This window comes from Halorussus marinus, from assembly GCF_004765795.1.
Lineage (GTDB): Archaea > Halobacteriota > Halobacteria > Halobacteriales > Haladaptataceae > Halorussus > Halorussus marinus.
In genome coordinates, this window is the sequence record NZ_SBIV01000004.1 from 56,819 (window position 1) to 78,986 (window position 22,168).

General features: G+C 68.9%; 23 protein-coding genes. 16 read left to right on the forward strand and 7 right to left on the reverse strand.

The features are described from left to right. The first annotated feature begins 128 nt into the window (after window positions 1-128). A complete protein-coding gene (locus tag EPY72_RS09410) occupies window positions 129-2,885 on the forward strand; it encodes a hypothetical protein (RefSeq protein ID WP_135806262.1) in 2,757 nt (918 codons plus the stop codon). Between the two features lie 62 nt (window positions 2,886-2,947). Beyond that, window positions 2,948-4,285, forward strand: a complete 1,338-nt coding sequence (gene hmgB, locus EPY72_RS09415; RefSeq protein WP_134669892.1) for a hydroxymethylglutaryl-CoA synthase — start codon at window positions 2,948-2,950, stop codon at window positions 4,283-4,285. Between the two features lie 43 nt (window positions 4,286-4,328). Here the strand turns inward: hmgB and EPY72_RS09420 are convergent, their stop codons facing one another. Then, a complete protein-coding gene (locus EPY72_RS09420) occupies window positions 4,329-5,042 on the reverse strand; it encodes a helix-turn-helix domain-containing protein (RefSeq protein WP_135806263.1) in 714 nt (237 codons plus the stop codon). A gap of 106 nt (window positions 5,043-5,148) precedes the next feature. Between EPY72_RS09420 and EPY72_RS09425 the strand changes: the two genes are divergently transcribed. The 9 genes from EPY72_RS09425 (at window position 5,149) to EPY72_RS09465 (ending at window position 14,712) form a co-directional block, all read left to right on the forward strand. Beyond that, the gene (locus EPY72_RS09425; RefSeq protein ID WP_135806264.1) at window positions 5,149-5,808 is read left to right on the forward strand and encodes a metal-dependent hydrolase; all 660 of its coding nucleotides are present in this window, start codon (window positions 5,149-5,151) and stop codon (window positions 5,806-5,808) included. Window positions 5,809-5,833: 25 nt separating this feature from the next. Then, the gene (locus EPY72_RS09430) at window positions 5,834-6,373 is read left to right on the forward strand and encodes a GNAT family N-acetyltransferase (RefSeq protein WP_368280794.1); all 540 of its coding nucleotides are present in this window, start codon (window positions 5,834-5,836) and stop codon (window positions 6,371-6,373) included. Between the two features lie 174 nt (window positions 6,374-6,547). Further along, window positions 6,548-7,429 carry a glycerophosphodiester phosphodiesterase gene (locus tag EPY72_RS09435; protein WP_135806265.1) on the forward strand — a complete coding sequence of 294 codons (882 nt, stop codon included), beginning with the start codon at window positions 6,548-6,550 and terminating at the stop codon, window positions 7,427-7,429. Window positions 7,430-7,494: 65 nt separating this feature from the next. Further along, the gene (locus EPY72_RS09440) at window positions 7,495-9,081 is read left to right on the forward strand and encodes an HAD-IIA family hydrolase (RefSeq protein ID WP_210423525.1); all 1,587 of its coding nucleotides are present in this window, start codon (window positions 7,495-7,497) and stop codon (window positions 9,079-9,081) included. After that, a complete protein-coding gene (locus EPY72_RS09445) occupies window positions 9,074-9,862 on the forward strand; it encodes a sugar phosphate isomerase/epimerase family protein (protein ID WP_135806266.1) in 789 nt (262 codons plus the stop codon). Before EPY72_RS09440 ends, EPY72_RS09445 begins: the two co-directional genes overlap by 8 nt. Before the next feature lie 53 nt (window positions 9,863-9,915). Continuing rightward, window positions 9,916-10,872: an NADPH:quinone reductase gene (locus EPY72_RS09450; RefSeq protein WP_135806267.1), complete on the forward strand. Its 957-nt coding sequence runs from the start codon at window positions 9,916-9,918 to the stop codon at window positions 10,870-10,872. Window positions 10,873-10,903: 31 nt separating this feature from the next. Beyond that, window positions 10,904-11,620 (forward strand): SDR family oxidoreductase, encoded by a 717-nt coding sequence (locus tag EPY72_RS09455; RefSeq protein WP_135806268.1) that lies wholly within the window; start codon window positions 10,904-10,906, stop codon window positions 11,618-11,620. 184 nt (window positions 11,621-11,804) lie between these two features. Further along, entirely contained in the window at window positions 11,805-13,139 is a 1,335-nt protein-coding gene (locus tag EPY72_RS09460) for a sodium-dependent transporter (protein ID WP_134669903.1), read from the forward strand. Between the two features lie 238 nt (window positions 13,140-13,377). Then, the gene (locus tag EPY72_RS09465; protein WP_135806269.1) at window positions 13,378-14,712 is read left to right on the forward strand and encodes a sodium-dependent transporter; all 1,335 of its coding nucleotides are present in this window, start codon (window positions 13,378-13,380) and stop codon (window positions 14,710-14,712) included. A 1-nt stretch (window position 14,713) separates the two neighbouring features. On the opposite strand, the gene panB is transcribed toward EPY72_RS09465, so the two are convergent. Next, a complete protein-coding gene (panB, locus tag EPY72_RS09470) occupies window positions 14,714-15,526 on the reverse strand; it encodes a 3-methyl-2-oxobutanoate hydroxymethyltransferase (protein ID WP_134669906.1) in 813 nt (270 codons plus the stop codon). A gap of 77 nt (window positions 15,527-15,603) precedes the next feature. Here panB and EPY72_RS09475 point away from each other — a divergent pair, with 77 nt between their 5' ends. Next, window positions 15,604-15,843, forward strand: coding sequence for a DUF5822 domain-containing protein (locus EPY72_RS09475; RefSeq protein WP_134669908.1), 240 nt, complete (start codon window positions 15,604-15,606; stop codon window positions 15,841-15,843). Between the two features lie 39 nt (window positions 15,844-15,882). After that, the gene (locus EPY72_RS09480; protein ID WP_134669910.1) at window positions 15,883-16,443 is read left to right on the forward strand and encodes a DUF2238 domain-containing protein; all 561 of its coding nucleotides are present in this window, start codon (window positions 15,883-15,885) and stop codon (window positions 16,441-16,443) included. Here EPY72_RS09480 and EPY72_RS09485 read toward each other — a convergent pair whose 3' ends face one another. The 3 genes from EPY72_RS09485 to EPY72_RS09495 are packed head-to-tail and all read right to left on the reverse strand — an operon-like array spanning window position 16,444 to window position 18,601. Then, window positions 16,444-16,971, reverse strand: a complete 528-nt coding sequence (locus tag EPY72_RS09485; RefSeq protein ID WP_134669917.1) for an HAD family hydrolase — start codon at window positions 16,969-16,971, stop codon at window positions 16,444-16,446. It abuts the gene before it with no gap. Between the two features lie 47 nt (window positions 16,972-17,018). Beyond that, window positions 17,019-17,423, reverse strand: coding sequence for a DUF7522 family protein (locus EPY72_RS09490; protein WP_134669919.1), 405 nt, complete (start codon window positions 17,421-17,423; stop codon window positions 17,019-17,021). Window positions 17,424-17,473: 50 nt separating this feature from the next. Then, window positions 17,474-18,601, reverse strand: coding sequence for an acyl-CoA dehydrogenase family protein (locus EPY72_RS09495; protein WP_135806270.1), 1,128 nt, complete (start codon window positions 18,599-18,601; stop codon window positions 17,474-17,476). A gap of 144 nt (window positions 18,602-18,745) precedes the next feature. On the opposite strand from EPY72_RS09495, the gene EPY72_RS09500 reads away from it, so the two are divergent. Continuing rightward, entirely contained in the window at window positions 18,746-19,234 is a 489-nt protein-coding gene (locus tag EPY72_RS09500; protein WP_134669923.1) for an acyl-CoA thioesterase, read from the forward strand. A 56-nt stretch (window positions 19,235-19,290) separates the two neighbouring features. Here the strand turns inward: EPY72_RS09500 and EPY72_RS09505 are convergent, their stop codons facing one another. Next, a complete protein-coding gene (locus EPY72_RS09505; RefSeq protein ID WP_135806271.1) occupies window positions 19,291-20,061 on the reverse strand; it encodes a DUF4397 domain-containing protein in 771 nt (256 codons plus the stop codon). A 208-nt stretch (window positions 20,062-20,269) separates the two neighbouring features. Here EPY72_RS09505 and EPY72_RS09510 point away from each other — a divergent pair, with 208 nt between their 5' ends. Continuing rightward, window positions 20,270-20,731 (forward strand): DUF7992 family protein, encoded by a 462-nt coding sequence (locus tag EPY72_RS09510; RefSeq protein ID WP_134669927.1) that lies wholly within the window; start codon window positions 20,270-20,272, stop codon window positions 20,729-20,731. Here the strand turns inward: EPY72_RS09510 and EPY72_RS09515 are convergent. Then, entirely contained in the window at window positions 20,728-21,588 is an 861-nt protein-coding gene (locus EPY72_RS09515; RefSeq protein ID WP_135806272.1) for a DUF7551 domain-containing protein, read from the reverse strand. The genes EPY72_RS09510 and EPY72_RS09515 overlap by 4 nt on opposite strands. Window positions 21,589-21,676: 88 nt before the next feature. Here EPY72_RS09515 and EPY72_RS09520 point away from each other — a divergent pair, with 88 nt between their 5' ends. After that, window positions 21,677-22,156: an FKBP-type peptidyl-prolyl cis-trans isomerase gene (locus tag EPY72_RS09520; RefSeq protein ID WP_134669930.1), complete on the forward strand. Its 480-nt coding sequence runs from the start codon at window positions 21,677-21,679 to the stop codon at window positions 22,154-22,156. Window positions 22,157-22,168: the final 12 nt, after the last annotated feature.

The window sequence follows — 22,168 nt, forward strand, 5'->3', positions numbered from 1 at the left end:
TCGTGGTATCGGATCGCAATTGTAATAAGATTGTAACGAGTGTGCGTATCATTCGCGTCCGACGCCCGCGAACCGTCGCGGCCGTCGCAGACGCTATTTTTAACTACCTCGCCTGAAAGGGGCCGGTAGTGCGATTCCGAGCCGACGACCGCGGGGTGACGGTTCAGATCGGGGCGGTGTTGCTGTTCGCCATCCTGATCGTGCTCGTCTCGACCTATCAGGCCACGGTCGTGCCCCAGCAGAACGAACAGGTGGAGTACAACCACAACCAGCGGGTCCACGGCGAGCTTCAGGAGCTTCGCGACGAGGTCTACCGGGCCGCCGCGACCGGAACCGGCGGCTCGGCGACGGTCTCGCTGGGGACGCGGTACCCCGAGCGCGCGCTGTTCGTCAACCCCGAGCCGCCGTCGGGGCGGCTCGCGACGAGCGCCGACGCGAGCCTCCGGATTCGAAACGCGGCCGCGACCGGCGAGGTCGGCGACTACTGGGACGGGACGGCCCGGCCGTACCCGACGCGGGGACTGACGTACGAACCCCGGTACAGCGTCTATCAGGACCCGCCGACGACGGTGTACCGCAACGGCGTCCTCTACAATCGGTTCGCGGACGCGACCGTCACGCTCGCGGGCCAGCGGCTCGTGCAGGGCGACCGCATCTCGGTCGTGACCCTCGACGGGACCGTCTCCGAGTCCACCAACGGCGTCGCGAGCGTGAACGTCCGGCCGGTCAGCGCCACGACGCGGACGGTATCGGTCCAGAACAGCGCCCCGGACGAGGACCTCACGATCGTCGTCCCGACGCAACTCGACACCGGCGAGTGGGAGGGGCTCTTGGAGGGCGAACTCGACGAGGACGGGACCGACCCGGACAAACACGTCTCGGCGGTCGAACCGGTCGCGGGCGAGGACGCGGTCCGCGTCGTCCTCGAACCGGGGACCTACGATCTCCAGATGGCCGAGGTCGGCGTCGGCTCGGACGCGTCCGAGACGTCCCCGACGTACGCCGTCGACGTGGACGGGGACGGCGCCGTGGTACGCGAAGACGGGACCCGACGCGTCGTGGTGGAAGTCCGCGACGAGTACAACAACCACGTCAGCGGCGTCGACGTGACGGTGACGACCGATCCCTCGAAAGGGAGACTCTACGACGCCGAGACCGGCGACGAGTCCGACCAGACGGTCCGGACCGACAGCGACGGCCGGGCGACGTTCGTCTACGAGCCGACGGCGGCAGTCACCGGGACCGAGACCGACTCGTTCGCGCTCGGCTTCGACGGCCCGGACGACGACGACGTCGCCGGGTCGAAAGACACCGAAGAAGCGACCTACGAGGTCGAGGTGTCCGGCTCAGGCGGCGGTGGCGGTGGAGGCGGCGGACTGTCGGGGCGACTCACGTACAACGAGGACGCGGTGGCCGACGACGGGCCCGACGACGGAACTACGCCCGGCGGGATCAACTTCAGCGTCACGAACGAGTACAATCAGTCGGTCGCGATAACCGACATCAGAATCGAACCCGCCGACGCCGACATCGACGTGCTCGCCGACCGAACCACGGGCGAGGGCAAGTTGATAAGCGAGGTGTTCGTCGACGGGACCGAACGCGACGGCTACGTCGACTTCAGCAGTCTGGGGTTCCCCGGCGGGCAGGACGGCACCGCAGTTCCGGACGCCATCGACCTCGACCTCGACGGGCGCGCGAACGACGGCAATCCCGTCGTGTCGTCCGACGATGAGGCGTCGATATATCTCTACGAGTTCTTCACGGATTCGAACGACGCGTCCAACGTCGACATGAACGGCGAGGCGGTCTCGATCACGATCCGCTACCGACTCGAAGACCGAGCCCCCGGCGACAGTCAGGCGGTCGGGGAGACCGAGTTCACCGTCACGCCCGGCAGTGACGGCGGCGACGGCGGCGACGGCGGTAGCGGGAACCTCACGTACGCCGGCACGTATCGAACGGTAGAAGGCACCGAGGCGGGCGTCAGCTCGGTCCTACAGGTCGACATCCGGAACGAGCTCGCTGACGCGGTCGACGTGACCGCGGTGAAGGTGAACGACACGACGGGCCCCGCCCAGCAGATCTGGGAGAGACGAGCAGGCCTTGCCGAAGTTGAGATAGACACGAACGGTGATGGCTCTCCCGAAGGCTCCGCGGACAGCGCCGAAGGCTACGCAATTGGCGATCGGATCGATCTCACCACATCGGCATCGATGGATGGCGGCAGTGTCGCGGAGGTGAAGTTTGATGAATTCCAAAAAGACAATTCCCCCTCGATATTCGGAGGCGACCCGGTGGACATGACCAACAGGGAAATCACGATGACGGTCTACTACGAGACGGCGGGCGGCGAGACGAGGACGACGACCTTCACGGTCGCACGCGACGGCGGCGGAGGGGGAACGTCGGATAGTGACCAACTCTCCGCAGTCTCCAGTTCGACACCGACCGGAGAAAGCGATACCCTCCAGTTCGACATCGAGAACACCGGTGAATCAGATGTGACCGTTAGCGCGTTCAGCATTAATATCCCCGCCCGCCAGAACAGCAACGTCGAACAGGTCGACAATATCGATCGCTCTCCTGGAAACAACGAGGTCGAAATAACGGGTGGTGGTACGGACGGTCAAGCGAACCCGGATGATCCACCGAACCAAGCCGGATTCGCTACAGACGGGACGACGTACAGTCTCGATACTGATGCAGTGCTTAACGGTGGAAACACGGCGAAGGTTGAGATGGGCGCGTTCAACGACGGCAATGTACAACTCACGTACGAGATCACAGATAATTCGGACAACGCAGACATCACAGCTTCGTTCGTTCTCTCGGACGGGTCCACGAAGCGCGTTCATTTCCGGGTTACCAACGTGAACTCGTGAATTCGACGACCGTCGAACACGCTATCGACAAAATCTTATAGCGCCTTCCCGCAGAGACGTGTATGACAGCCGTCGGTATCGACGCACTCGAAATCTGGACCGGGAAGCTCAAGCTCGACTTGCCGGGGACGTTCGCGCCCCAGAAGGGCGAGGACCCCGAGAAGTACACGAAGGGACTGGGGCTCAACGCGAGTTCGTTCCCCGACGCCCACGAGGACATCGTCACGATGGGTGCGAACGCCGCAAAGCGCCTGATGGAGCGCAAGGGGCTGGCCCCCGACGACATCGGTCGCATCGACGTGGCGACCGAATCGGCGTTCGACAACTCCAAGCCCGTCTCGACGTACATCGCGGGCTGTCTCGAGCAGGTGTACGACGGCGACTTCCACCACGCCAACAAGGGCGAGCGCAAGTTCGCCTGCATCGCGGGCACCCAGAGCCTCGACGACGCGTACAACTGGATCAAGGCCGGCCGGAACCGGGACCGCGCGGCGCTCGTGATCGCGACCGACACTGCCCTCTACGCCCGGGGCGACCCCGGCGAGGCCACGCAGGGCGCGGGCGCGGTCGCGATGCTCGTCGACGAGGACCCGGACCTCGTGGAGCTCTCGACCGAGCAGGGGTACGGGAGCGCCGACGAGACCGACTTCCTCAAGCCGAACCAGCAGTTCCCGAGCGTCGACGGCAAGCGCTCGATGCAGGTGTACCTCGCGCGGATGCGCGAGGCGGTCGAGGACTTCGAGTCGATCTCGGACCCGACCCACCCCGAGGACTTCGCGTACATCCCGTTCCACACGCCGTTCCCCGGCATGGTCCGGAAGGCCGGACTGCTCGGCTACCGCCACATGATCCGGAACACGCCGATCGAGGAGTCTCTCGCCGAGGAGATCGGGCTCCAGCCCCGCGAGGACGACTACGCCGACCGCGAGGCCTACGAGGAGGCCATCCGCGAGCACATGGACGAGCTCAAATCCACCGACGAGTACCGCGAGTGGTACGGCGAGGTCATCGAACCCACCCTCGCCATCTCCCGGGAGGTCGGCAACTGGTACACCGGCTCGGTCCACATCGCCCGGGCGGCCGCGCTCAAGAGCGCCGCCGAGTCGGGGCGGGACCTCGCGGGCGAGCGCCTGCTCGTCGGCTCGTACGGGAGCGGCGCGCAGGCCGAGATCCACGCCGAGACGGTCGCCGACGACTGGGCCGAGGAGATCGACGAGCTGAACGTCGACGAGCAGATCGACGAGCGATACGACCTCTCGTTCGCTGAGTACGAGAAGGTCCACGATCGGCACAACCACGACAAGACGATCGACATCGAGGACTTCACGGTCCCCGAGGAGGAGTTCGTGTTCACCGGCTGGGGCCGGATGAACGAGCGGACCTACGAGTACGTCGAGTAAAGCGTCCGAACCGCTATTTTCCCATCAGTGGGTCGTCGACGGATCAGGGGATCTCGCGGAGCGCGTTTAGCACGTCGTCGATCGGCTCGTCGGTGACCGCCAGCGCGAAGCCGTCGAGTCGAGCCATCTTCGGGGCGTGCTCCCAGAGGTCCTCGCGGTCGAGGCCGTGGAGCACCACGGCGTGGGGCGTGGGGTTGACCACGCGCATCGCGACCAGCGGCGACTCCCCGCGGGTGACGTTGGTGAACACGAGCGCTCGGCTCGTGCTCTGGCCGTAGAGCCGGTAGAACTCCTCGCTGGAGAGGCGCGTGATCGCCTCGATGCTGTCGATGACGGTGTGGCCGGTGACGTGGTCGTGATCGCCGTCGGTGAGCGGGGTCGCGCCCACCGCGTCGTAGAACCGATCCAGCGAGACCGCGGTGGGGTACTCCCGGAGGTCGCTCACGATGTCGCTCTCGAAGCCCGCCGAGAGCACCCGGGCGTGCTGGCGGATGCGGTCGCCGCCCCGGCGCTCGTCGATGTCGAGCAGGCCGGAGACGATCCGGGCGACCACGCCGATGCCGGGGCTCTCGCGGCGACCGCTCTCGTAGTCGCTGACGACCGACGACGAGACGTCGAGGTGGTCGGCGAGGTCGGTCTGGGAGACCCCGAAGTCGGTCCGCCACTTCCGGAGGGTCGCGCCGGGGTCGTCGCTGAGGGTTATCTCGCCCGCGATGCGCTCGGCGAGCTGTCCGCGGGGGTCGTCGGGATCCGACATGCTCCCGACTCCGGGGGTGAGCCGCAAAAGCGTATCGAAACCGGGGTTCGACGTTCGCCGAACACGCCGGGAAACTGATATTGGGCCTCGGGGACAACCGACACGCATGCCATCGACGCTGGTGCACGTCGCGCTGGCGGGGCTGGTCGGCACCGCCCTGCTCGCCGAGGAGTTCGACGCCCGCGCGATCGCAGTCGTGATGGCGGCCACCGCGTTCGTCGACCTCGACGTGTTCGTCGGCCTCGTCGTGGCGGGCACCCATCGGGCGGCGTTTCACACCCTGCTGGTGCCGCTCGCGCTCGGCGCGGTGCTGTACTACGACGTCCGACTCCGCGAGCGCTCGCGGCTCGCGGCCCGGTGGGAGACCCGGGGCGTCCGCGTCGCGTGGGTGAGCGTCTTCGCGGTGGCGGTCGCCGGCATCGGGCCGGACCTGTTTCTCAACGGCGTGAACCTCTTTTACCCGGTCCACGACCAGTTCTACGAGCTCACCGGGCGGGTGATCTACTCCGACCAGCGCGGGGTGGTCCAGACGTTCGTGGACCTCGACTTCGACTTCCTGACCGAACCCGCGGCCCGGGCGACCGACCAGACGGTGCGGACGACCGACAACACCCACTACCGGACCGGGGTCGATCCGTCCCGGGGCGAGACCACCGAGGACGTCGAGCGCATCTTCTACATCGTCACCTCCGGCGAGCGACTCCTGCTCGCGCTGACGGGCTACGCGGTGGTCGGCCTGCGCCTGCGCGAGGAGCGGCGGAACTAACACCGAGCGCCGTCAACCCCGGAGCATGGCCGACACAGACGTGACCGTCCGACCGTACGATCCCGACCGCGACGCCCGCGACCTGTGGGACCTCAAGCGCGGGTTCGAACTCGGGCTCGGGTCGGGAACCGGCGGCGACGACAAGCGCGCGAAGTACGAAGGGAAGCTCACCGACGAGTACGGCGAGCGGTACCTCGACTGGGCGTTCTGGTGCGTGAAACACGAGCCCCGGTGCGTGACGGTGGCCGACGCGGGCGACGCCGGAGGGGGCGACGCGGACGCCGACGCCGACGCGCTCGCGGGCTACGTCTTCGTCCTGCCCCAACAGCTCGCGATGATCTGGGACGCCGCGGTGCTCAACGAGATCTACGTCCGGCCCGAGTTCCGCGGGACCGGCGTCGCGGACGACCTGATGGACGCCGCCGTGGGGCTGGCCCGCGATCAGGACCTCCCGCTGGAGAGGCTCGTGCTCGACGTCGACCGGGAGAACGACCGCGCGAAGGCGTTCTACGATCGCCACGGCTTCGACCACTGGGGCGAGATGGTCGCGAAGGACCTGTCGTAGCCGGTCGCCGAGCCGCCCCGAGAACGGCTACGAACCGCTCTGAGAGCTACGCGCCGTTCCGTAGCACTATTTATATTCGGAAAGAAACCTTGAAGTCACGCTTGTGCCAACCTCCGGACGAGGGTGGCGACGACGCCGGGTCGGCGACGGCTCGGGCGTCGCACCGATCACACAATGTCTGGCACGACCGGCACGACGGACCGACGAGCACCGAACCGACCGACTCCCGACCTCATCGCCCACCGCGGCTTCGCCGGCGTCTGCCCCGAGAACACGGTGGCGGCCGCCGAGCGCGCCGCGACCGGCCTCGGCCGCGGCGAGCCGCCCGCGATGGTCGAGATCGACGTGATGGCGAGCGCCGACGGCGAGCTCGTGGTGTTTCACGACGAGCGCCTCGGCCGGGTGACCGACGCTCCCGACCGGCTCGCGGGCCAGTACGTCTGGGAGACTCCCTACGAGACGCTCGCCGAGCTCGAGGTGCTGGGAACCGGCGAGCCCGTCCCCCAGCTCGACGCGGTCCTCGACGCGATCCCCCCGGAGGTCGGCGTGAACGTCGAGTTCAAGAACCCCGGGACGGCCGCGATCCGCCCCCGCGAGAACCTCCCGCCGGGCGACCGCGAGGCCGAGACCGACCGCTGGCGCGCGTTCGCCGAGCGAGTGGTCTCGACGCTCGACGACCACGACAACGACGCGTTGATCTCGTCGTTCTCGGAGGGCGCGCTCGCGGCGACCCGGGCGGCCGACCCCTCGGTGGCGATCGCCGCGGTGTTCGCCGAATCGGTCGCCGACGGAATGGAGGTCGCCCGCCGGTACGACTGCGAGGCGATCCACGTCCCGTGGAACATGGTCCCCGGGACCGAGCTGTTCAACGCCGAGTACGGCTCGCTTGGCCCCTACGAGCCGGTCGACCTCGTGGAGGTCGCCCACGAGGAGGGCCGGCGGGTCAACGTCTGGACCGTCGAGCGCTGGTATCAGGCGACCCAGCTCCGGGCCGCGGGGGTCGACGGGCTGATCGCGGACTACCCCGGTGTCCTCGGCTTCGGCGACGGCGAGTAATTCGAACGTGTGGCGGGGCCGGTAGGATTATGGATCGATACGTTGCGGTATTGAGCACTATATCCATGAAGGGAGTGATTCTAGCGGCTGGTATCGGGTCCCGTCTACGGCCGCTCACGCTTCACGAGCCGAAAAGCTGTGTTACCGTCGCCGGCGAGCCGGTGCTCGGCCGACAGTTGCGCGCGTTCGACGACGCCGGCGTGAGCGACGTGACCGTCGTCGCGGGCTACCTCGCCGACGAGACGCGGGCGCGCTGTGAGGCCGTCTCGGTCGACCGGCCCGACCTCGAGGTGAGCGTCGTCGAGAGCGAGGTGTTCGCCAACACCGACAACATGTACTCGCTGTCGCTCGCCCGCGAGGCGGTCGCCGGCGAGCCGTTCGTGCTCGCCAACGGCGACGTGGCCTTCGAGCCCGACCTGCTCGCGGACCTCGTCGACGCCGACGCCGACAGCGCGGTGGCGTGCGACCGCGCGACCTTCTCCGAGGAGGCGATGAAGGTCACCGTCGACGACCGCGGGCTGGTGAGCCACATCGACAAGGCGGTCCCGGAGGAGGTGGCCCACGGCGTCTCGACCGACGTCTACCGGTTTTCCGCATCGTTCTCCTCGATGCTGTTCGACGAGATCGCCCGGACCATCGACCGGGAGGGCGACTTCGGCGACTGGACCGAGGCCGCCATCGACCGACTCGTCCGCGACCGCGACCACGACCTGGCGACCGCCGACGTCACCGGCCGCGAGTGGGTGGAGATCGACGACTTCGCGGACCTGACCGAGGCCGACCTCCGATTTGCCGGGCTGTCTGCCCTCGACGAGAAGGAGGCGGTGTTCTTCGACCTCGACGGGACGCTCTACCTCGACGACGACCTCGTGGCGGGCGCCCGCGAACTCGTCGAGTTGCTCCGCGACCGCGGGGTCGCGGTGTACTTCCTCTCGAACAACTCCTCGGGGTGGAAAGACGAGTACGCGAGCAAGCTGACGAAGCTGGGCGTCCCAGCCGACCCAGACAGCGTGTTGCTCTCGACCGACGGGGTGATCCAGAACCTCGTGGAGGCCGACCCCGGCGAGGTGTTCGTCCTCGGAACCGACGCGATGCGCGAGGCGGTGGCGGCGGCGGGCGTCTCGGTCGGCGACGACGACCCCGACACCGTGGTGGTGGGCTTCGACACCGAACTCACCTACGAGAAGGCCCGGCGCGCGACGCTCGCGATTCGGGACGGCGCGACCTTCCTGCTGGCCCATCCGGACGACGTCTGCCCGACCGGCGAGGGGTTCGTGCCCGACTGTGGCGCCATCGGCGCGATGATCGGGCGCGCGACCGACCGGTCGCCCGAGCGGGTGTTCGGCAAGCCGAACGCCGAGATGCTCGACCACGTCCTCGACGCCGAGGGGTACGCCCCGGCGGAGGTCGCGGTCGTCGGCGACCGACTGGCGACCGACGTGGCGCTCGCAGAGAGCGTCGGGTGCGAGTCGGTGTGTGTGCTCACCGGCGACGCAACCCGGGTCGAGGTCGAGACCAGCGACATCGAGCCCACGCTCGTCGCCCCGAGCGTGGCCGACCTGACCCGGTTCGTCGCGGCCGACACGTCCGCCGAGCGGGGCGACGCCGACGCGCCGGTGCCGTCGGTCGAGGGCGGTGAAACCGGTGACTGAGGGGGTCCGAATCGGGTACGTCACTCAGACCCACACCGGCGAGGTCGGGTGGCGCGAGGCGATCGACGCCGGCGCGGCGATCGGCTTCGACTACGTCGAACTCTACATGGACGGGGCGACCGAACGGACCGCCCTCGACGCCGGGGCGGTCGCCGACGCGCTCGACGACGCGGGGCTCGATCTGCTGGTCCACCTCCCGTTCGCGGACCTCGACCTCGGGACGCCCCGCGACCGAGTCCGGACGGCGTGTCTCGACGAACACCGCGCCTGTCTCGATGGCGCCGCCGAGATGGGCGCCGAGAAGGCCGTCTTGCACGCGAGCTCCGACGCCTCGCCCCCCGAGTGGGCGTTCGACGAGATCCGGCCCCGCCTGTTCGAGGCCGTCCGGGAACTCGACGCGGCCGCCGCCGACCGGGACATCGAGCTCTGCGTCGAGAACCTCCCGGGCGTCCGCTTGACAGTCCACGACTTCGAGGCGGTGTTCGCCGAGACCGACGCCGCGATGACGTTCGACACCGACCACGCCCGGGTCGACGGGCTGGACGCCGAGGCCACGGCCGCGTTCCTCGACGACCACCGCGATCGGGTGAGCCACGTCCACGTCAACGACGCCCGAGAGGCCCGCGACGAGCACGTCCCGGTCGGTTCGGGCACGACCGACTTCGAGACCGCGCTTTCGCCCCTCCGGGACGGCTGGACCGGCACGCTCTCGGTCGAGGCCTACACCTTCGACGACGAGTATCTGGCGCTCAGCAAGGAGAAGCTGGACGGCTACCTGTGACGCGGGTCGCCGCGAGGTCGACCTTTATCTCGGCGCCGCCCCTACGTCGCGGTATGAGAGCCGTCCGATACCACGAACACGGCGGGCCGAACGTCTTGCAAGTCGACGACGTCGAGCGTCCCGACCCCGGCCCCGAGGAGATCCGGGTCGCGGTCGAGGCCGCGGGAGTCAACCCCGTCGACACCTACTTTCGGGAGGGAGGCTACGAGCCGCCGACGCTCCCGATGATCCCTGGATCGGACTTCGCGGGCGTCGTCGACGCGGTCGGCGAGCGCGTCACCGAGTTCGGCGAGGGCGACCGCGTCTTCGGCACGGGACTCGGAAACGACCGGCAGGGGACGTACGCCGAGTACGCCGTCGCACCCGCCGACCGGGCGGCCCGCCTGCCCGACGAGGTCGGGTTCAGCGAGGGCGCGGCGGCCGCGCTCGTCGGCGTGACCGCGTGGCGGGCGCTGGTCGACCACGCCGGCCTCGACCCCACCGAGACGTGTCTGGTCCACGGCGCCAACGGCGGGGTCGGCCACGTCGCGGTCCAGATCGCCGGCGCGGCGGGCGCGACGGTGCTCGCGACCGCCTCCGAGGAGTACCACGACGAACTCCGCGAACTGGGGGTCGACGCGCCCCTCGACTACGGCCGGGAGGATCTGGCCGAGGCGGTGATCGAGGCCGGCCGCCCGGACGCGATCTTGGACCACCGACTCGATCAGTACCTCGACTTCGACGCCGAGGTCGGCACGCAGGGGGTCCGGGTCGTCGGCATCGGCAACACCCGGCCCGAAGCCGGCTTCGAGAACGTCGCGGTCGCCCGCGGCAAGGAGATGCGACTCCACCTGATGAGCATGTACAACACGCCGGACATGGCCGCGGTGTTACGAAAGCTCGCCCACCTGCTCGCGGCGGGCGACCTCCGGCCCCGCGTCTCGCGGCGCTACAAGCTCTCGCAGGCCGGCGACGCCCAGAAGGCGGTGTTGAGAAACAGTTTCTTCGGGAAGCTGGTCGTGCGACCCTGAACATTAACTGCCGAGCGACCGTCCACGGGGTATGGACGTCAGCTTCGACTTCACCGACTCGGTCGCGCTGGTCACCGGCGCCAGTGGCGCGCTCGGCGCCGCGGTCTGCGAGGCGTTCGCCGACGCGGGCGCGACGGTCGCCGCGGCGGACGTGGTGGCGCCCGACGACGGCGAGGCGGGACTCGATACGGGCGGGGCCATCGACTTCTATCGCGGGGACTTCACCGACGAGCGCGAGGTCGAACGGGTCGTCTCGGAAGTCCTCGCCGACCACGGTCGCCTCGATTGTCTCGCCAACGTCGCGGGGACCTGGAAGGGCGGGGCGCCGATCGAGGACACCGACGTCGAGACCTTCGAGACGCTGTTCGACGTGAACCTCAAGACGGCGTTTCTGGCGAGCAAGCACGCGTTGGCCCACCTGCGCGAGCGCGACGGGCGCGGCGCGATCGTCTCGGTGTCGGCCCGGTCGTCGCTCGAAGGCGGCGAGGGCGACGGTCCGTACCGGGCGTCGAAGGCGGGGGTGCGACTCCTGACCGAGACCATCGCCGCCGAGAACGCCGGGGAGGTGCGGGCCAACGCCGTCATGCCGAGCGTCATCGACACGCCGGCGAACCGCGAGATGATGCCCGACGCCGACCACGACGCGTGGGTCGATCCCGCCGACATCGCCGAGGTGGTCCTGTTTCTCTGCTCGGACGCCGCGAGCGTAACCAGCGGCGCGGCGGTCCCGGTGTACGGCGAGGCCTGAGGCGACCCCGGCCGACCGAGATCCCCGCCGACCGACCGTGAGAGCCCCGTTCGGTCGGCCATTGACCGTTCGTCCATTTCGGCCGACATGAACGGCGGTTACTGAAAATACTGTCGGCAAAAATCGCCACAACGCGAACGAACCGTGGCGTTTATGCAGTGTGGTTTGGAAGCCAACGCCACACATGGCACAACGAGAGACGTGGACGAGTCGGATCGGTTTCATCTTCGCCGCCGTCGGGAGCGCGGTCGGCCTCGGGAACATCTGGTCGTTCCCGTTCCAGACGGCTTCGAACGGCGGGGCGGCGTTCCTCGTCGTCTATCTGGCCGCGGTGTTCCTCATCGGCTTCCCGACCATGATGATCGAGTTCGTCATCGGTCGGCGCGGCGAGAGCAACCCCGTCGCCGCGTTCAAGTCGATCGGCCACGGCGAGTGGTCGTTCGTCGGCGGCCTCGGCGTGTTCTCGTCGCTGGTGACCCTGGCGTTCTACAGCGTCATCGGCGGGTGGGTCCTCAGCTACATCGTCGGGAGCCTCAGCGGCGCCTACTTCGGCGACCCCGCGACGTACTTCGGGTCGGTGTCGACCGGGAACGTCGCCATCGCGGCTCACGCCGTCTTCATGGCGATCACCATCGGCGTGGTCGCGGCCGGCGTCACCGGCGGCATCGAGCGCGCGACCAAGTTCATGATCCCCGCGATCCTCATCCTGCTCGTCGGCCTCGGCGCGTGGGCCACGACGCTCGACGGCGCCGCGGCGGGCTACGAGTACTACCTCTCGCCGGACTTCGGCGTCATCGTCGACAACTTCGCGTCCATCGTCCCGCCCGCGATGGGACAGGCGTTCTTCACGCTGTCGCTCGGGTTCAGCGTCATGATCGCCTACGCCTCCTACCTCGGGCGCGACGACAGCCTGCCGGCCGACGGCGGGGCGATCGTCGTGGTCAACACCCTCGTCGCGCTGCTGGCGGGGTTCGTCGTGTTCCCGCTCCTGTTCGCGACCGGCGGCGTCGAGGGCGCCGGCGGCGGTGCGGGCACGGCGTTCATCGCCATCGCCGGCGCGTTCGGCACCCTCCCCGCGGGCGGGATCCTCGGGGCAGTCTTCTTCGTCGTCCTGCTGTTCGCGGCCCTCTCGAGCGCGATCAGCCTCCTCGAAGTTCCGGTGTCGTTCGTGAGCGAGAACTACGGCTACGGCCGCACGACGACCGCCGTCGCGATGGGCGTCGGCATCTTCCTCCTCGGCGTCCCGACGACGTTCGGCACGTCGTGGCTCAACTTCTACAACGACGTGGTGTTCAACCTCCTGCTCCCGATCGCGGTGCTGTTGCTCGCGGTGTTCGTGGGCTGGGTCGCCAACACCGAGGCGATCGACGAGATCGAACTCGGCTCGTCGTTCGGCCCGTCGTTCGCCACGGGGTGGCTCTGGTGGGTCCGCATCGTCGTCCCCATCGCGGTCATCGTGACCCTCTACCTCGGCGTCGACTCGCTGTACTCGGGCATCGTCGCCGGCGACTACTTCTAGTCGCCTGAGGGCGACCGCGGTTTTTCGAATCGTCGGACCGATCGAGTAGCCGATGCTACGAATCGACGCGTCTCCCGCGTCAGCCGACGGTTCTTTCTACGAATCGTAGCCGGTATCGCTGATTGACGGGGTTTGGGATCCCGAAAAATCCGGATATACGCCCGAGAATTATTATATTTTCCAACCTACGGTTCTAAACTCGAAACTCTCTTACCCGCGGACTGTCGAGTGTGGGCCAATGACACGCGAATCGTGGCGGACCCGCGTCGGCTTCATCCTCGCCGCCGTGGGAAGCGCAGTGGGATTAGGTAACATCTGGCGGTTCCCGTGGATGACCGCCGAGAACGGCGGGAGCGCGTTTCTGGCGGTGTACCTCGGGATCATCCTGCTGGTCGGGGTGCCGGGCCTGCTCGCGGAGTTCGTGATCGGGCGACGCTCCCAGCGCAACCCGGCGGGCGCGCTCTTTCGGCTCTCCGGGTCGAAGTCGTGGGGCGCTGTCGGCCTGTTCGGGGTCGTGACCGCGCTCGCGTTGCTGTCGTTTTACAGCGTCGTCGGCGGGTGGATCTTCCGGTACTTCCTCGCGAGCTTCACGGGGTCGTACTTCGGGTCGCCCGGCGCGTACTTCGAGGGGATCAACTTCGGCATCGAGGCGCTTGGGTTTCACGCCGCCTTCCTCGGGGTGACCGCGTTCATCGTGCTCGGTGGGGTCCGGGACGGCATCGAGAAGGCGACGAAGGTGATGATGCCGGCCATCCTCGCCCTGCTGGTCGCGCTCGCGGGGTGGGCGATCACCCAGCCGGGCGCCGACGCGGGGCTCGCGTTCTACCTCGACTTCGACGCCGCGTACCTGCGGGCGAACCTCTTGGACGTGATCGGCGCGGCCGCCGGACAGGCCCTCTTTACGCTCTCGCTGGGTGCGGGCACCATGATCACGTACGCCTCGTACCTCGGCGACGACCGGGACCTCGCGGTCGACGGCAGTACGATCGCGGTGCTGAACACCGGCGTCGGCGTTCTGGCGGGGCTCGTGGTGTTCCCGCTGCTCTTTACCACCTTCGGCGAACTCACCGGTCCCGCGGCGGCCGGCGGCGGGCCCGGCGCGCTGTTCGTCTCCATCGCCGGGGCGTTCGCCCAGCTCCCGCTCGGGGGCGTGATCGCGGTGGCGTTCTTCGGAGTCGTCTCGCTGGCGGCGCTCTCGTCGTCGATCAGCATGCTCGAAATCCCGGTCGCGTACCTCGTCGACGAACACGGCGTGAGCCGGCGGACCGCCACCCTCTCGCTGGCGAGCGTGATCCTGTTCACCGGGGGCGCGAACGCGCTGAATCCCGCGCTGTTCGACTTCGTGGCGAGCACGCTCGTCGATCTGATGCTGACCGCCGGGCTGGTCGGATTTCTGCTGTTCGTCGGCTGGGTGCTCGGCGCCGACGCGCTCGCGGAGTACGCCACCGGCGCGGGCGCCCGGTCGCGGTCGGTCGGCCCGGCGTGGCTCTGGTCGGTCCGGACGATCCTGCCGCTCTTCTTGCTCGGGACGCTCGCGGTGAATCTGCTGGCGCTGGCGGGCGTCTCGCTGTGAGTCAGTAGAGGTCGTCGATCGCGTCCTCGTCGTAGCTGTGTTCGTCGGCCGGGAACTCCCCGGACTCGACTGCGTCGCGGAACCGCTCGACGGCGCCCTCCATCTCGGCGCGCACGTCGCCGAACTGCGTCGAGAACGGGGGCGTCCGGTCGCTCAGCCCGAACACGTCGTTGAGCACGAGCACCTGCCCGTCGGTGTCGGGACCCGCGCCGATGCCGATCGTCGGGATGTCGAGGGCCTCGGTGATCTGGGCCGCCACGTTCGCCGGGACGTGTTCGAGCACGAGCGCGAACGCCCCCGCCGCCTCGTGGGCCGTCGCGAGATCGAGGAGTTCGCCGGCGCTCTCCTCGTCGGTCCCCTGCCGGGAGTACCCCCCGAGCTGGTTCACGCGCTGGGGCGTCAGCCCGAGGTGGGCCATCACCGGAATCCCCAGATCGACGAGGCGCTCGGTCACCTCGACGGTGTGGGGGCCGCTCTCTAACTTGACCGCGTTGGCGTCTGCCTCCTTCAACATCCGTCCGCAGTGCTCGATGGTCTCGCTCTCGTCGACGCCGTAGCTCAGGAACGGCATGTCGGCAACTACCAGCGCGTCGTCGGTGGCGCGGGCGACCGCCGCGGTGTGGCTCCGGATCTCCTCGACGGTGACCGGGAGCGTCGAGTCGTAGCCAAGCACCGCGTTGCCCAAGCTATCGCCGACCAGGATCACGTCGACGCCCGCGTCGTCGACGATCCCGGCGGTCGGCGCGTCGTAGGCCGTCAGCATCGTTATCTCCTCGTCGTCGTCGGTCGCCGCGAGGTCCCGAACGGTTGTCATACCGAGTGGGTCGCGGGCGCTCGGTTAAACGTATTCGGTTCCAAACCGTTAAGCCACCCGCGTCCCGCGTTCCACGCGTGCCCGAACCAGTCGAGAGCCACGACCCCGAGGGCGTCGACTACGGGTGGGTGATGCAGACCACCTTCGTCCTCACCATCGTGGTCGGGGCGCCCGTCGTCGCGTTGCTCGCGTTCGCCACCGGCGTCGCGCTCCCGACCTGGGAGTCGCGGGTGTCGTTCGCCGTCCGGGTCGGCGCGCTGGTCTGGTTCGTCGTCGCGGTGTCGGTGTTCGCCTACGCTCGGCGCGCCGAAGAGTGAGGTATTTCGGTTTACCGCCCGTACTGTCCGATCAGACACATGGCGAGGCTGACCACTGCGGCCCGGGCGGTCGAGCGCGCGATCAGGTGGGCGATCGTCGCGGTGTTCGGCGCGGGAATCCGCCGCCGGAGCCCCGGCGCCGTCGCGAACGCCGTCCTGACGCTGGCGGTCACGTTCGTCCCCGACCTGCTCGAACGCCGGTACGCCGTCGAGTTCCGGCCGTGGCAACGGGTCTACGCCGGGATCGCGATGCTCGCCCACGCGGTCGGCATGCTGGGTCCCTACGACGACGTGGGGTGGTGGGACCACGTCACCCACACCCTCTCGGCGACGTTGCTTGGCGGGATCGTCCACGTCGCGGCCCGGCGTCGGGGCCGCGACCCCGAGCGAAACGTGATCGGGGTCGTCGCCTGCGCGGGCGTCCTCTGGGAGCTTCTGGAGTACGCGATCCACGCGGTCAGCAGACGGCTCGGCGTCGAGCCGCTCTTGATCCCCTACAGCGCCCGTGACACCGCCCTCGATCTCGTGTTCAACGTCGTCGGCGCGCTCCTCGTGGTCGCGTTCGGCGACCGACTCCTCGAGAACTTCGGCCGGGAGTGATCAGACCCACTCGAAGCGCGTCCCGGCCGCCTCTGCGGTCTCCTCGTCGCTGGCCGAGTCGCCGACGAACAGCACGTCCGCCGGCTCGACCCCGAGGTCCTCGACCGCCGCCAGTAGCGCTCGGGGATGGGGCTTTCGCTCGGGGACGGTCCCACGGCCCACGACGCTGTCGACGCCGTCGGCGAGGTCGTGGGCGTCGAGCGCGATACGGACCGCCGACTCGTGGTTGAGCGAGCAGATCCCGACCGGCACCTCGCGGGCGAGAAGCTCGTCGGCCAGCGGGAGCCGCGTTGGGGCGCGGGCGCCCTCGCGCTCGGCCGCGGCGATGAGTTCGTCGGCTTCCTCGCCGACGCCCGCCGCCTCGGCCGCTTCGAGCAGCGACCACGCGCTCAGCGGCTCGGCGTCGACGCCCTCCCGTTCTAACAGCGCTTCGAGGCGGCGCTCGACGTCCGCCCAGTCGACGTCGAGTCGCACCACTGTCCCGTCGAGGTCGTACACCACGGCCGCGGGCGCGTCGTCTCGGGTCACGCTCGCCGATAGGGCCACCGACGCGAAAAGCGTTCGGCCGGCGCCGATCAGTCGATCGCGTCCTCGACGGCGGTCACCAGCGCCGTCACGTCGGCCTCGGGGTCCGTCGAGAAGAACAGTCCCTGCGAGCCGACGAGAACACGCAGGACGGTGGCGTGTTCCATCACGGTCACGAACGATCGGACGTCGCCGGCCGCCCGGAAGAGTTCGCCGAACAGGTCGGTCTCGGTGAAGTCGATGTGGACGTACGAGTGGACCTCCTCGAAGTGAGACTCCATCGCCGCGCGGTCGTCGTACAGCGCCATCGTCGCCTCGTCGGCGTACAGCGTGTGAAACTCGGATTCGGTGTACTCGACGCAGATGTGAACGGCGTCTCGGTCGACCTCGCGGGCCGCGGCGAGCGCCGCTTCGGCGTCGAAGTCCACGAGTCGGGACTCCTCGGACACGACCATCTCGTTCACGCCGATTCAGTCTATAATGATAAACGTGGCGGTACTGCCGGTCAGCCCAACACGTTCCGCGCGATGACCTTCTTCTGGATCTCGGAGGTCCCCTCGTAGATGGTCGTGATCTTCGAGTCGCGGTAGAGCCGTTCGACGTCGAAGTCGGTGGTGTAGCCGTAGCCGCCGTGGATCTGGACCGCCTCGTTGGCGACGTCGACCGCGGTCTCGCTCGCGAAGTACTTCGCCATGCTGGCGGCCAACTCGACGTCCTCGCCGCGGTCGTCTTTCCGGGCGGCGTCGCGGGCGAGCAGGCGCGCGGCCCCGAGCCGTGTCCGCATGTCGGCGATCTTGTGCCGGATGGTCTGTATCTCGGCGATCGGCTGGCCGAACTGCTCGCGCTCGCCGGCGTACTCGACGGCCTCGTCGAGCGCCGACTGGGCGAGCCCGACCGACTGGCTCGCGATCCCGATCCGGCCGCCGTTCAGGATGTGGAGCGCCGCCGACAGCCCCTTGCCCTCCTCGGTCAGCCGGTTCGCGGCGGGAATCCGCACGTCGTCGAACACCAGCGACGTGGTGTCGCTCGCCCGGAGCCCGAGCTTGTCCTCTTTCTTGCCGACTTCGAGGCCGTCGGCGTCTTTGGGCACCACGAACTGGGTGACCGACCGGGGGTCGTCGCGGTCGGTCTTGGCGAACAGGACCACGACGCCCGCGCGCTGGCCGTTGGTGATCCACTGCTTCTTGCCGTTGAGGACGTACTCGTCGCCCTCGCGTCGCGCTTCGGTGGTCATCTCGGCGGGGTTCGAGCCCGCCTGGGGCTCCGAGAGCGCGAACGCCCCGACCGGCCGACCGTCGACCATCTCGGGGAGCCACCGCTCGCGCTGGTCGTCGTCGCCGAACTCCGCGATGCAGGAGGTCGCCAGACAGTGGACCGACAGCGCGGTCGCGACCGACAACATTCCGTAGGCGACTTCCTCGTTGACGAGGCTGTAGGTGAGCCGATCGACGTCGAGGCCGCCGTACGCCTCCGGAACGGTCATCCCGGTCAGATCGAGGTCGGCGAGCCCGTCCCAGACGTCCTCGGGGAACGTCTGGTCGCTGTCGGCCTCGGCGGCGGTCGGGCGGATCTCCTCGACGGCGAACTCCCGAACGACGTCCCTGATGGCTTCCTGCTCGTCGGAGAGGTTCATACCCGACGTGTCGGGCGGTGCGTGGAAAAAGTTGCCTCTTTTCGGGCGGCGGACTCGCCGCGCGCCGGGCCGGCGGGCGTCCCGGAGTCGCCGATCAACCCCGAGGCGAAAGCGACATCCGACGGGCGAGCGAACCGCTCTCCGATGGCAGAACGCGCCACGCTGTTGGACTCGTACACCGAGATGACCGAGATGCTGCTCCCGAACGACACCAACAACCTCGGCCGGGCGCTCGGGGGCGCGGTGCTCCACTGGATGGACATCTGCGGCGCCATCTCGGCGATGCGGTTCTCGAACTACCAGTGTGTCACCGCCTCGATGGACCACGTCGATTTCATCTCCGCGATCGACCTCGGCGAGGTGGCGGTGATCGAGGCGTACGTGTTCAACACCGGTCGGACCAGCGTGGACGTGAAAGTCGACGTCCGCGCGGAGAACCCCCGGACCGGCGAGGAGCGAAAGACCACCACCTCGTTTTTCACCTTCGTCGCGCTCGACGACGACGGCACGCCGACGCCGGTGCCGGATCTCGACTGCCCGACCGACAACCAGCGAGCGCTACGCGAGGACGCCCACGAGCGGCGCCGCGAGCAACTCGAGGCCGCCGCCGAGCGGATCGAAGCGGGCGAGTAGGCGCCCGGACCCCGAGTCGCTCCTCTGCGACTCGCCGAGGTGTGAATTCGGCGCGGCTACGCCGCGACCGGCGCGGTCGCGTTCATCGTCGTCTGGTTGCCGCCGGTGTCCTGAGCGACGATCAGGTCGAACGGCGTGTCGGCGGCCGCCTCGTCGGGCGCGAGGTAGCCCGCCGCGAACGCGGAGTAGGTGCTCGCGCCCTCGACGGTGACGTCGAAGGTCGTCAGCACCTCGCCGTCGTTGCCCTCGGTCGCGGGCCGGACTTCGAGGGTGTAGTCGCCGGCCGGGACGGTTACGTACCCGGTCGCGTTCGGGAACGTCGCGTTGTCGTACAGCACCGCGCCCGTGCTCTCGACGGTCACGTCGACGGGCCCGGCGTCGGGCGAGACGTGGACCAGCCGAACCGACGCGTTCTCCTCGCTCGGGTGTTCGGGGTCGTCGACGTAGATCTGGGGCGCGAACGTGTCCTGGCTCACCTCGCCGGCGGCGGCGACGGTGTAGCTCGTGTCGGCCTCGACCGTGATCGTGTCCTCGAAGACGACGGTCTCGTTTTCGGACGTCTGGATGACGACCTCGTGGTCGCCGGCCTCGAGTTCGAGGTAGTCGCTCACCGCGCCGAACTCGACGCCTTCGAGGACGGCGTCGCCGTCGACCAGCACGTCCACCGCCGGCGCGTCCGGCGACATGTGGGCCACCCGTACCTCGGCCGTGCCGTCCTGGCTCGCCGCGACCGCGGCCGTGCCGGCCCCGGCGAACCCGATCAGTACCACAGCGGCGACCGCCAGCGTCGCCGCGTTCCGGATCGACTGCGTCTGTTTGTCACACATACTGCGGGCGGGGCTGAGGACGAACCGGAAATAAAGCGTCGGGACCGTCCACGGCCGTAATCGGCGGTGTCTCGCGCGTATTTCGAGTTACGGCCGAGTAGTCTCGGCTTTCGCCCCGTCGAGCCGTCGACGCGCCCGCCCGGCGGGGGCGAGTCGGCGCGTGGCGCCGACGGGCACCTTTTTGCGGTCGGGCCGCGTACCGCGACCCATGTCACTCGACGTCGACGCGCCGTCGCCGCCGTCGCTCTCCACGAACGTGGACGCCTCCGAGTACGAGGACGCCGACGTGCAGGGCGACGACTACCGCCGCGACGAGCTCGAAGCGTACCTCGAAGACGGCGCGTGGATCGACGCGTTCGACGAGTGGGCCGCCCACACCGACCTGACCGACGAGGAGTACGCCATCGTCCGGGACCTCGAAATGTTCGCGGAGTACGACTTCTTCTGGGACTCGTTCGCCGACCGGGTGGGCTATCACGCCCCCGGAATCCCCGAGGACTGGAAAGAGCGGAGCTACCACCCGGAGATCGACTCGTGGAACATCGTCTCGGGCATCAACGCCGCGATGACCGAGTTCGGCCAGATCGTCTGCGACGTGCTCGAAGACGCCTACATCGACTGGGAGGGCGAGTACGAGGCCCCCGACGACCTGCCGGACTTCGAGGTCTAATCCTCTGCGGGCACCGCGTTCGCGAGGCCCGCGGCCCGGTCGCCGCCCGCGGTGACGACGCACCGCCACGCGCCGTCGCCGACGGGACGCGCGTCGGTGACCGCCACGGTGCGCTCGGGGCGGTGACGGAGCAGTTCGACGGCCAGCGGGAGGGTGGGTAGCCGCCGGCCCGTCAGATCGAAGGCGTACTCGTCGAGGGTCACCGTCCACGAGCGGTCGGGACCGCCTTCGGGGTCGACCGGCCGTGCGTCGATCGCGTAGTCGTCGACCAGCGAGAGCCCGTCGAAGCGGTCGAGGGTCGCGGCGACCGGGTCCTCGCTCGACCGGGGCCCGAGCCGGTCGGCCGCGGCACGGAGCACCTCGTCCTGTCGGTCGGGGCCGAGACGGTCGTCGATCTCGGTCGCCATGGTGGCGAGCAACACCAGACAGAGGTCGTCGGGATCGACGACCGCCTCCGCCGAGTGGAGGTAGGCGTCCATCGCCGCGCGCTCGACCGCCCGCTCGTCGAGCGCCGTCAGGGCCTCGAACACCGCGGCCGCCACGTCGTGACAGAAGTCCAGCGTGGTCCCCGCGCCGGTCGACGCCGACCGCTCGACGATCGGGGAGTCGCGCAGACCCGGGTCCTCGGAGACGACCAGATCGTAACACGGGAGCCGGGGATCGTACTGCCTGAGCTCCGCCCGGTAGGCCGCCGCGGCCCGCGCGGCCTCCTCTGCGGTCGCCCGGTCGGGGAAGCGCTTGCCCGCCACCGGGACCGGGCGCTCGCCCGTCCGGGCGCAGGCGACGTAGTAGCGCCCGCCGTCCTCGTGGTCGTCGGCGATGCGTTCGCGCAGGTCTCTGAGGGTGGTGCCGACCATTTTAGGCTAGCCTAAACAAAGGAGCGATAAATACGTTCGGGGTTGGCGGCCCCGGAGACTCAAGGGGATCGGCGTCGTGTGCGGTCGTATGGCATCCGAGGGCGAGATCGCGGTCGTCCACTTCACCGGACGGATCGCGGACGGCGAGGACGCCGGGAAGGTGTTCGACACCACCGACGTCGACGAGGCGCTCGACGCGGGCGTCTACCACGACCACCGCGACTACAAGCCGCTTGAGTTCCGGGTCGGCGAGGGGAAGGTGATCGAGGGACTCGACCGGGCGGTCCGGGAGATGGAAGTCGGCGACCGACGGACGGTTCGGCTCGACCCCGCGGAGGCGTTCGGCGAGTACGACGACGAGCGGGTCGCGGAGTTCCCGCGGACCGAGATAGAGAATCGAAGCGACGCCACCGCCGCGGTCGGAGAGCTCGTCCGGGCCGACGACGGCGAGACCGGCTGGATCACCGCGGTCGGCGACGAGACCGTCTCGGTCGACTTCAACCACGAGCTCGCGGGCGTCCCGGTAGAGTTCGAGATCCGACTGCTCGACGTCCGCGACGACGGCTGAACGGCGGTCGGT

Coding starts and splice junctions, on each gene's coding strand:
- EPY72_RS09490 (WP_134669919.1), bottom strand. CDS start 17,423: ATGGTCGTGTCCGAGGAGTCCCGACTCGTGGACTTCGACGCCGAAGCG.
- EPY72_RS09520 (WP_134669930.1), top strand. CDS start 21,677: ATGGCATCCGAGGGCGAGATCGCGGTCGTCCACTTCACCGGACGGATC.
- EPY72_RS09440 (WP_210423525.1), top strand. CDS start 7,495: ATGAAGGGAGTGATTCTAGCGGCTGGTATCGGGTCCCGTCTACGGCCG.
- EPY72_RS09435 (WP_135806265.1), top strand. CDS start 6,548: ATGTCTGGCACGACCGGCACGACGGACCGACGAGCACCGAACCGACCG.
- EPY72_RS09460 (WP_134669903.1), top strand. CDS start 11,805: ATGGCACAACGAGAGACGTGGACGAGTCGGATCGGTTTCATCTTCGCC.
- EPY72_RS09455 (WP_135806268.1), top strand. CDS start 10,904: ATGGACGTCAGCTTCGACTTCACCGACTCGGTCGCGCTGGTCACCGGC.
- EPY72_RS09480 (WP_134669910.1), top strand. CDS start 15,883: ATGGCGAGGCTGACCACTGCGGCCCGGGCGGTCGAGCGCGCGATCAGG.
- EPY72_RS09495 (WP_135806270.1), bottom strand. CDS start 18,601: ATGAACCTCTCCGACGAGCAGGAAGCCATCAGGGACGTCGTTCGGGAG.
- EPY72_RS09505 (WP_135806271.1), bottom strand. CDS start 20,061: ATGTGTGACAAACAGACGCAGTCGATCCGGAACGCGGCGACGCTGGCG.
- EPY72_RS09500 (WP_134669923.1), top strand. CDS start 18,746: ATGGCAGAACGCGCCACGCTGTTGGACTCGTACACCGAGATGACCGAG.
- EPY72_RS09420 (WP_135806263.1), bottom strand. CDS start 5,042: ATGTCGGATCCCGACGACCCCCGCGGACAGCTCGCCGAGCGCATCGCG.
- EPY72_RS09465 (WP_135806269.1), top strand. CDS start 13,378: ATGACACGCGAATCGTGGCGGACCCGCGTCGGCTTCATCCTCGCCGCC.
- EPY72_RS09510 (WP_134669927.1), top strand. CDS start 20,270: ATGTCACTCGACGTCGACGCGCCGTCGCCGCCGTCGCTCTCCACGAAC.
- hmgB (WP_134669892.1), top strand. CDS start 2,948: ATGACAGCCGTCGGTATCGACGCACTCGAAATCTGGACCGGGAAGCTC.
- EPY72_RS09515 (WP_135806272.1), bottom strand. CDS start 21,588: ATGGTCGGCACCACCCTCAGAGACCTGCGCGAACGCATCGCCGACGAC.
- EPY72_RS09430 (WP_368280794.1), top strand. CDS start 5,834: ATGGCCGACACAGACGTGACCGTCCGACCGTACGATCCCGACCGCGAC.
- EPY72_RS09425 (WP_135806264.1), top strand. CDS start 5,149: ATGCCATCGACGCTGGTGCACGTCGCGCTGGCGGGGCTGGTCGGCACC.
- panB (WP_134669906.1), bottom strand. CDS start 15,526: ATGACAACCGTTCGGGACCTCGCGGCGACCGACGACGACGAGGAGATA.
- EPY72_RS09450 (WP_135806267.1), top strand. CDS start 9,916: ATGAGAGCCGTCCGATACCACGAACACGGCGGGCCGAACGTCTTGCAA.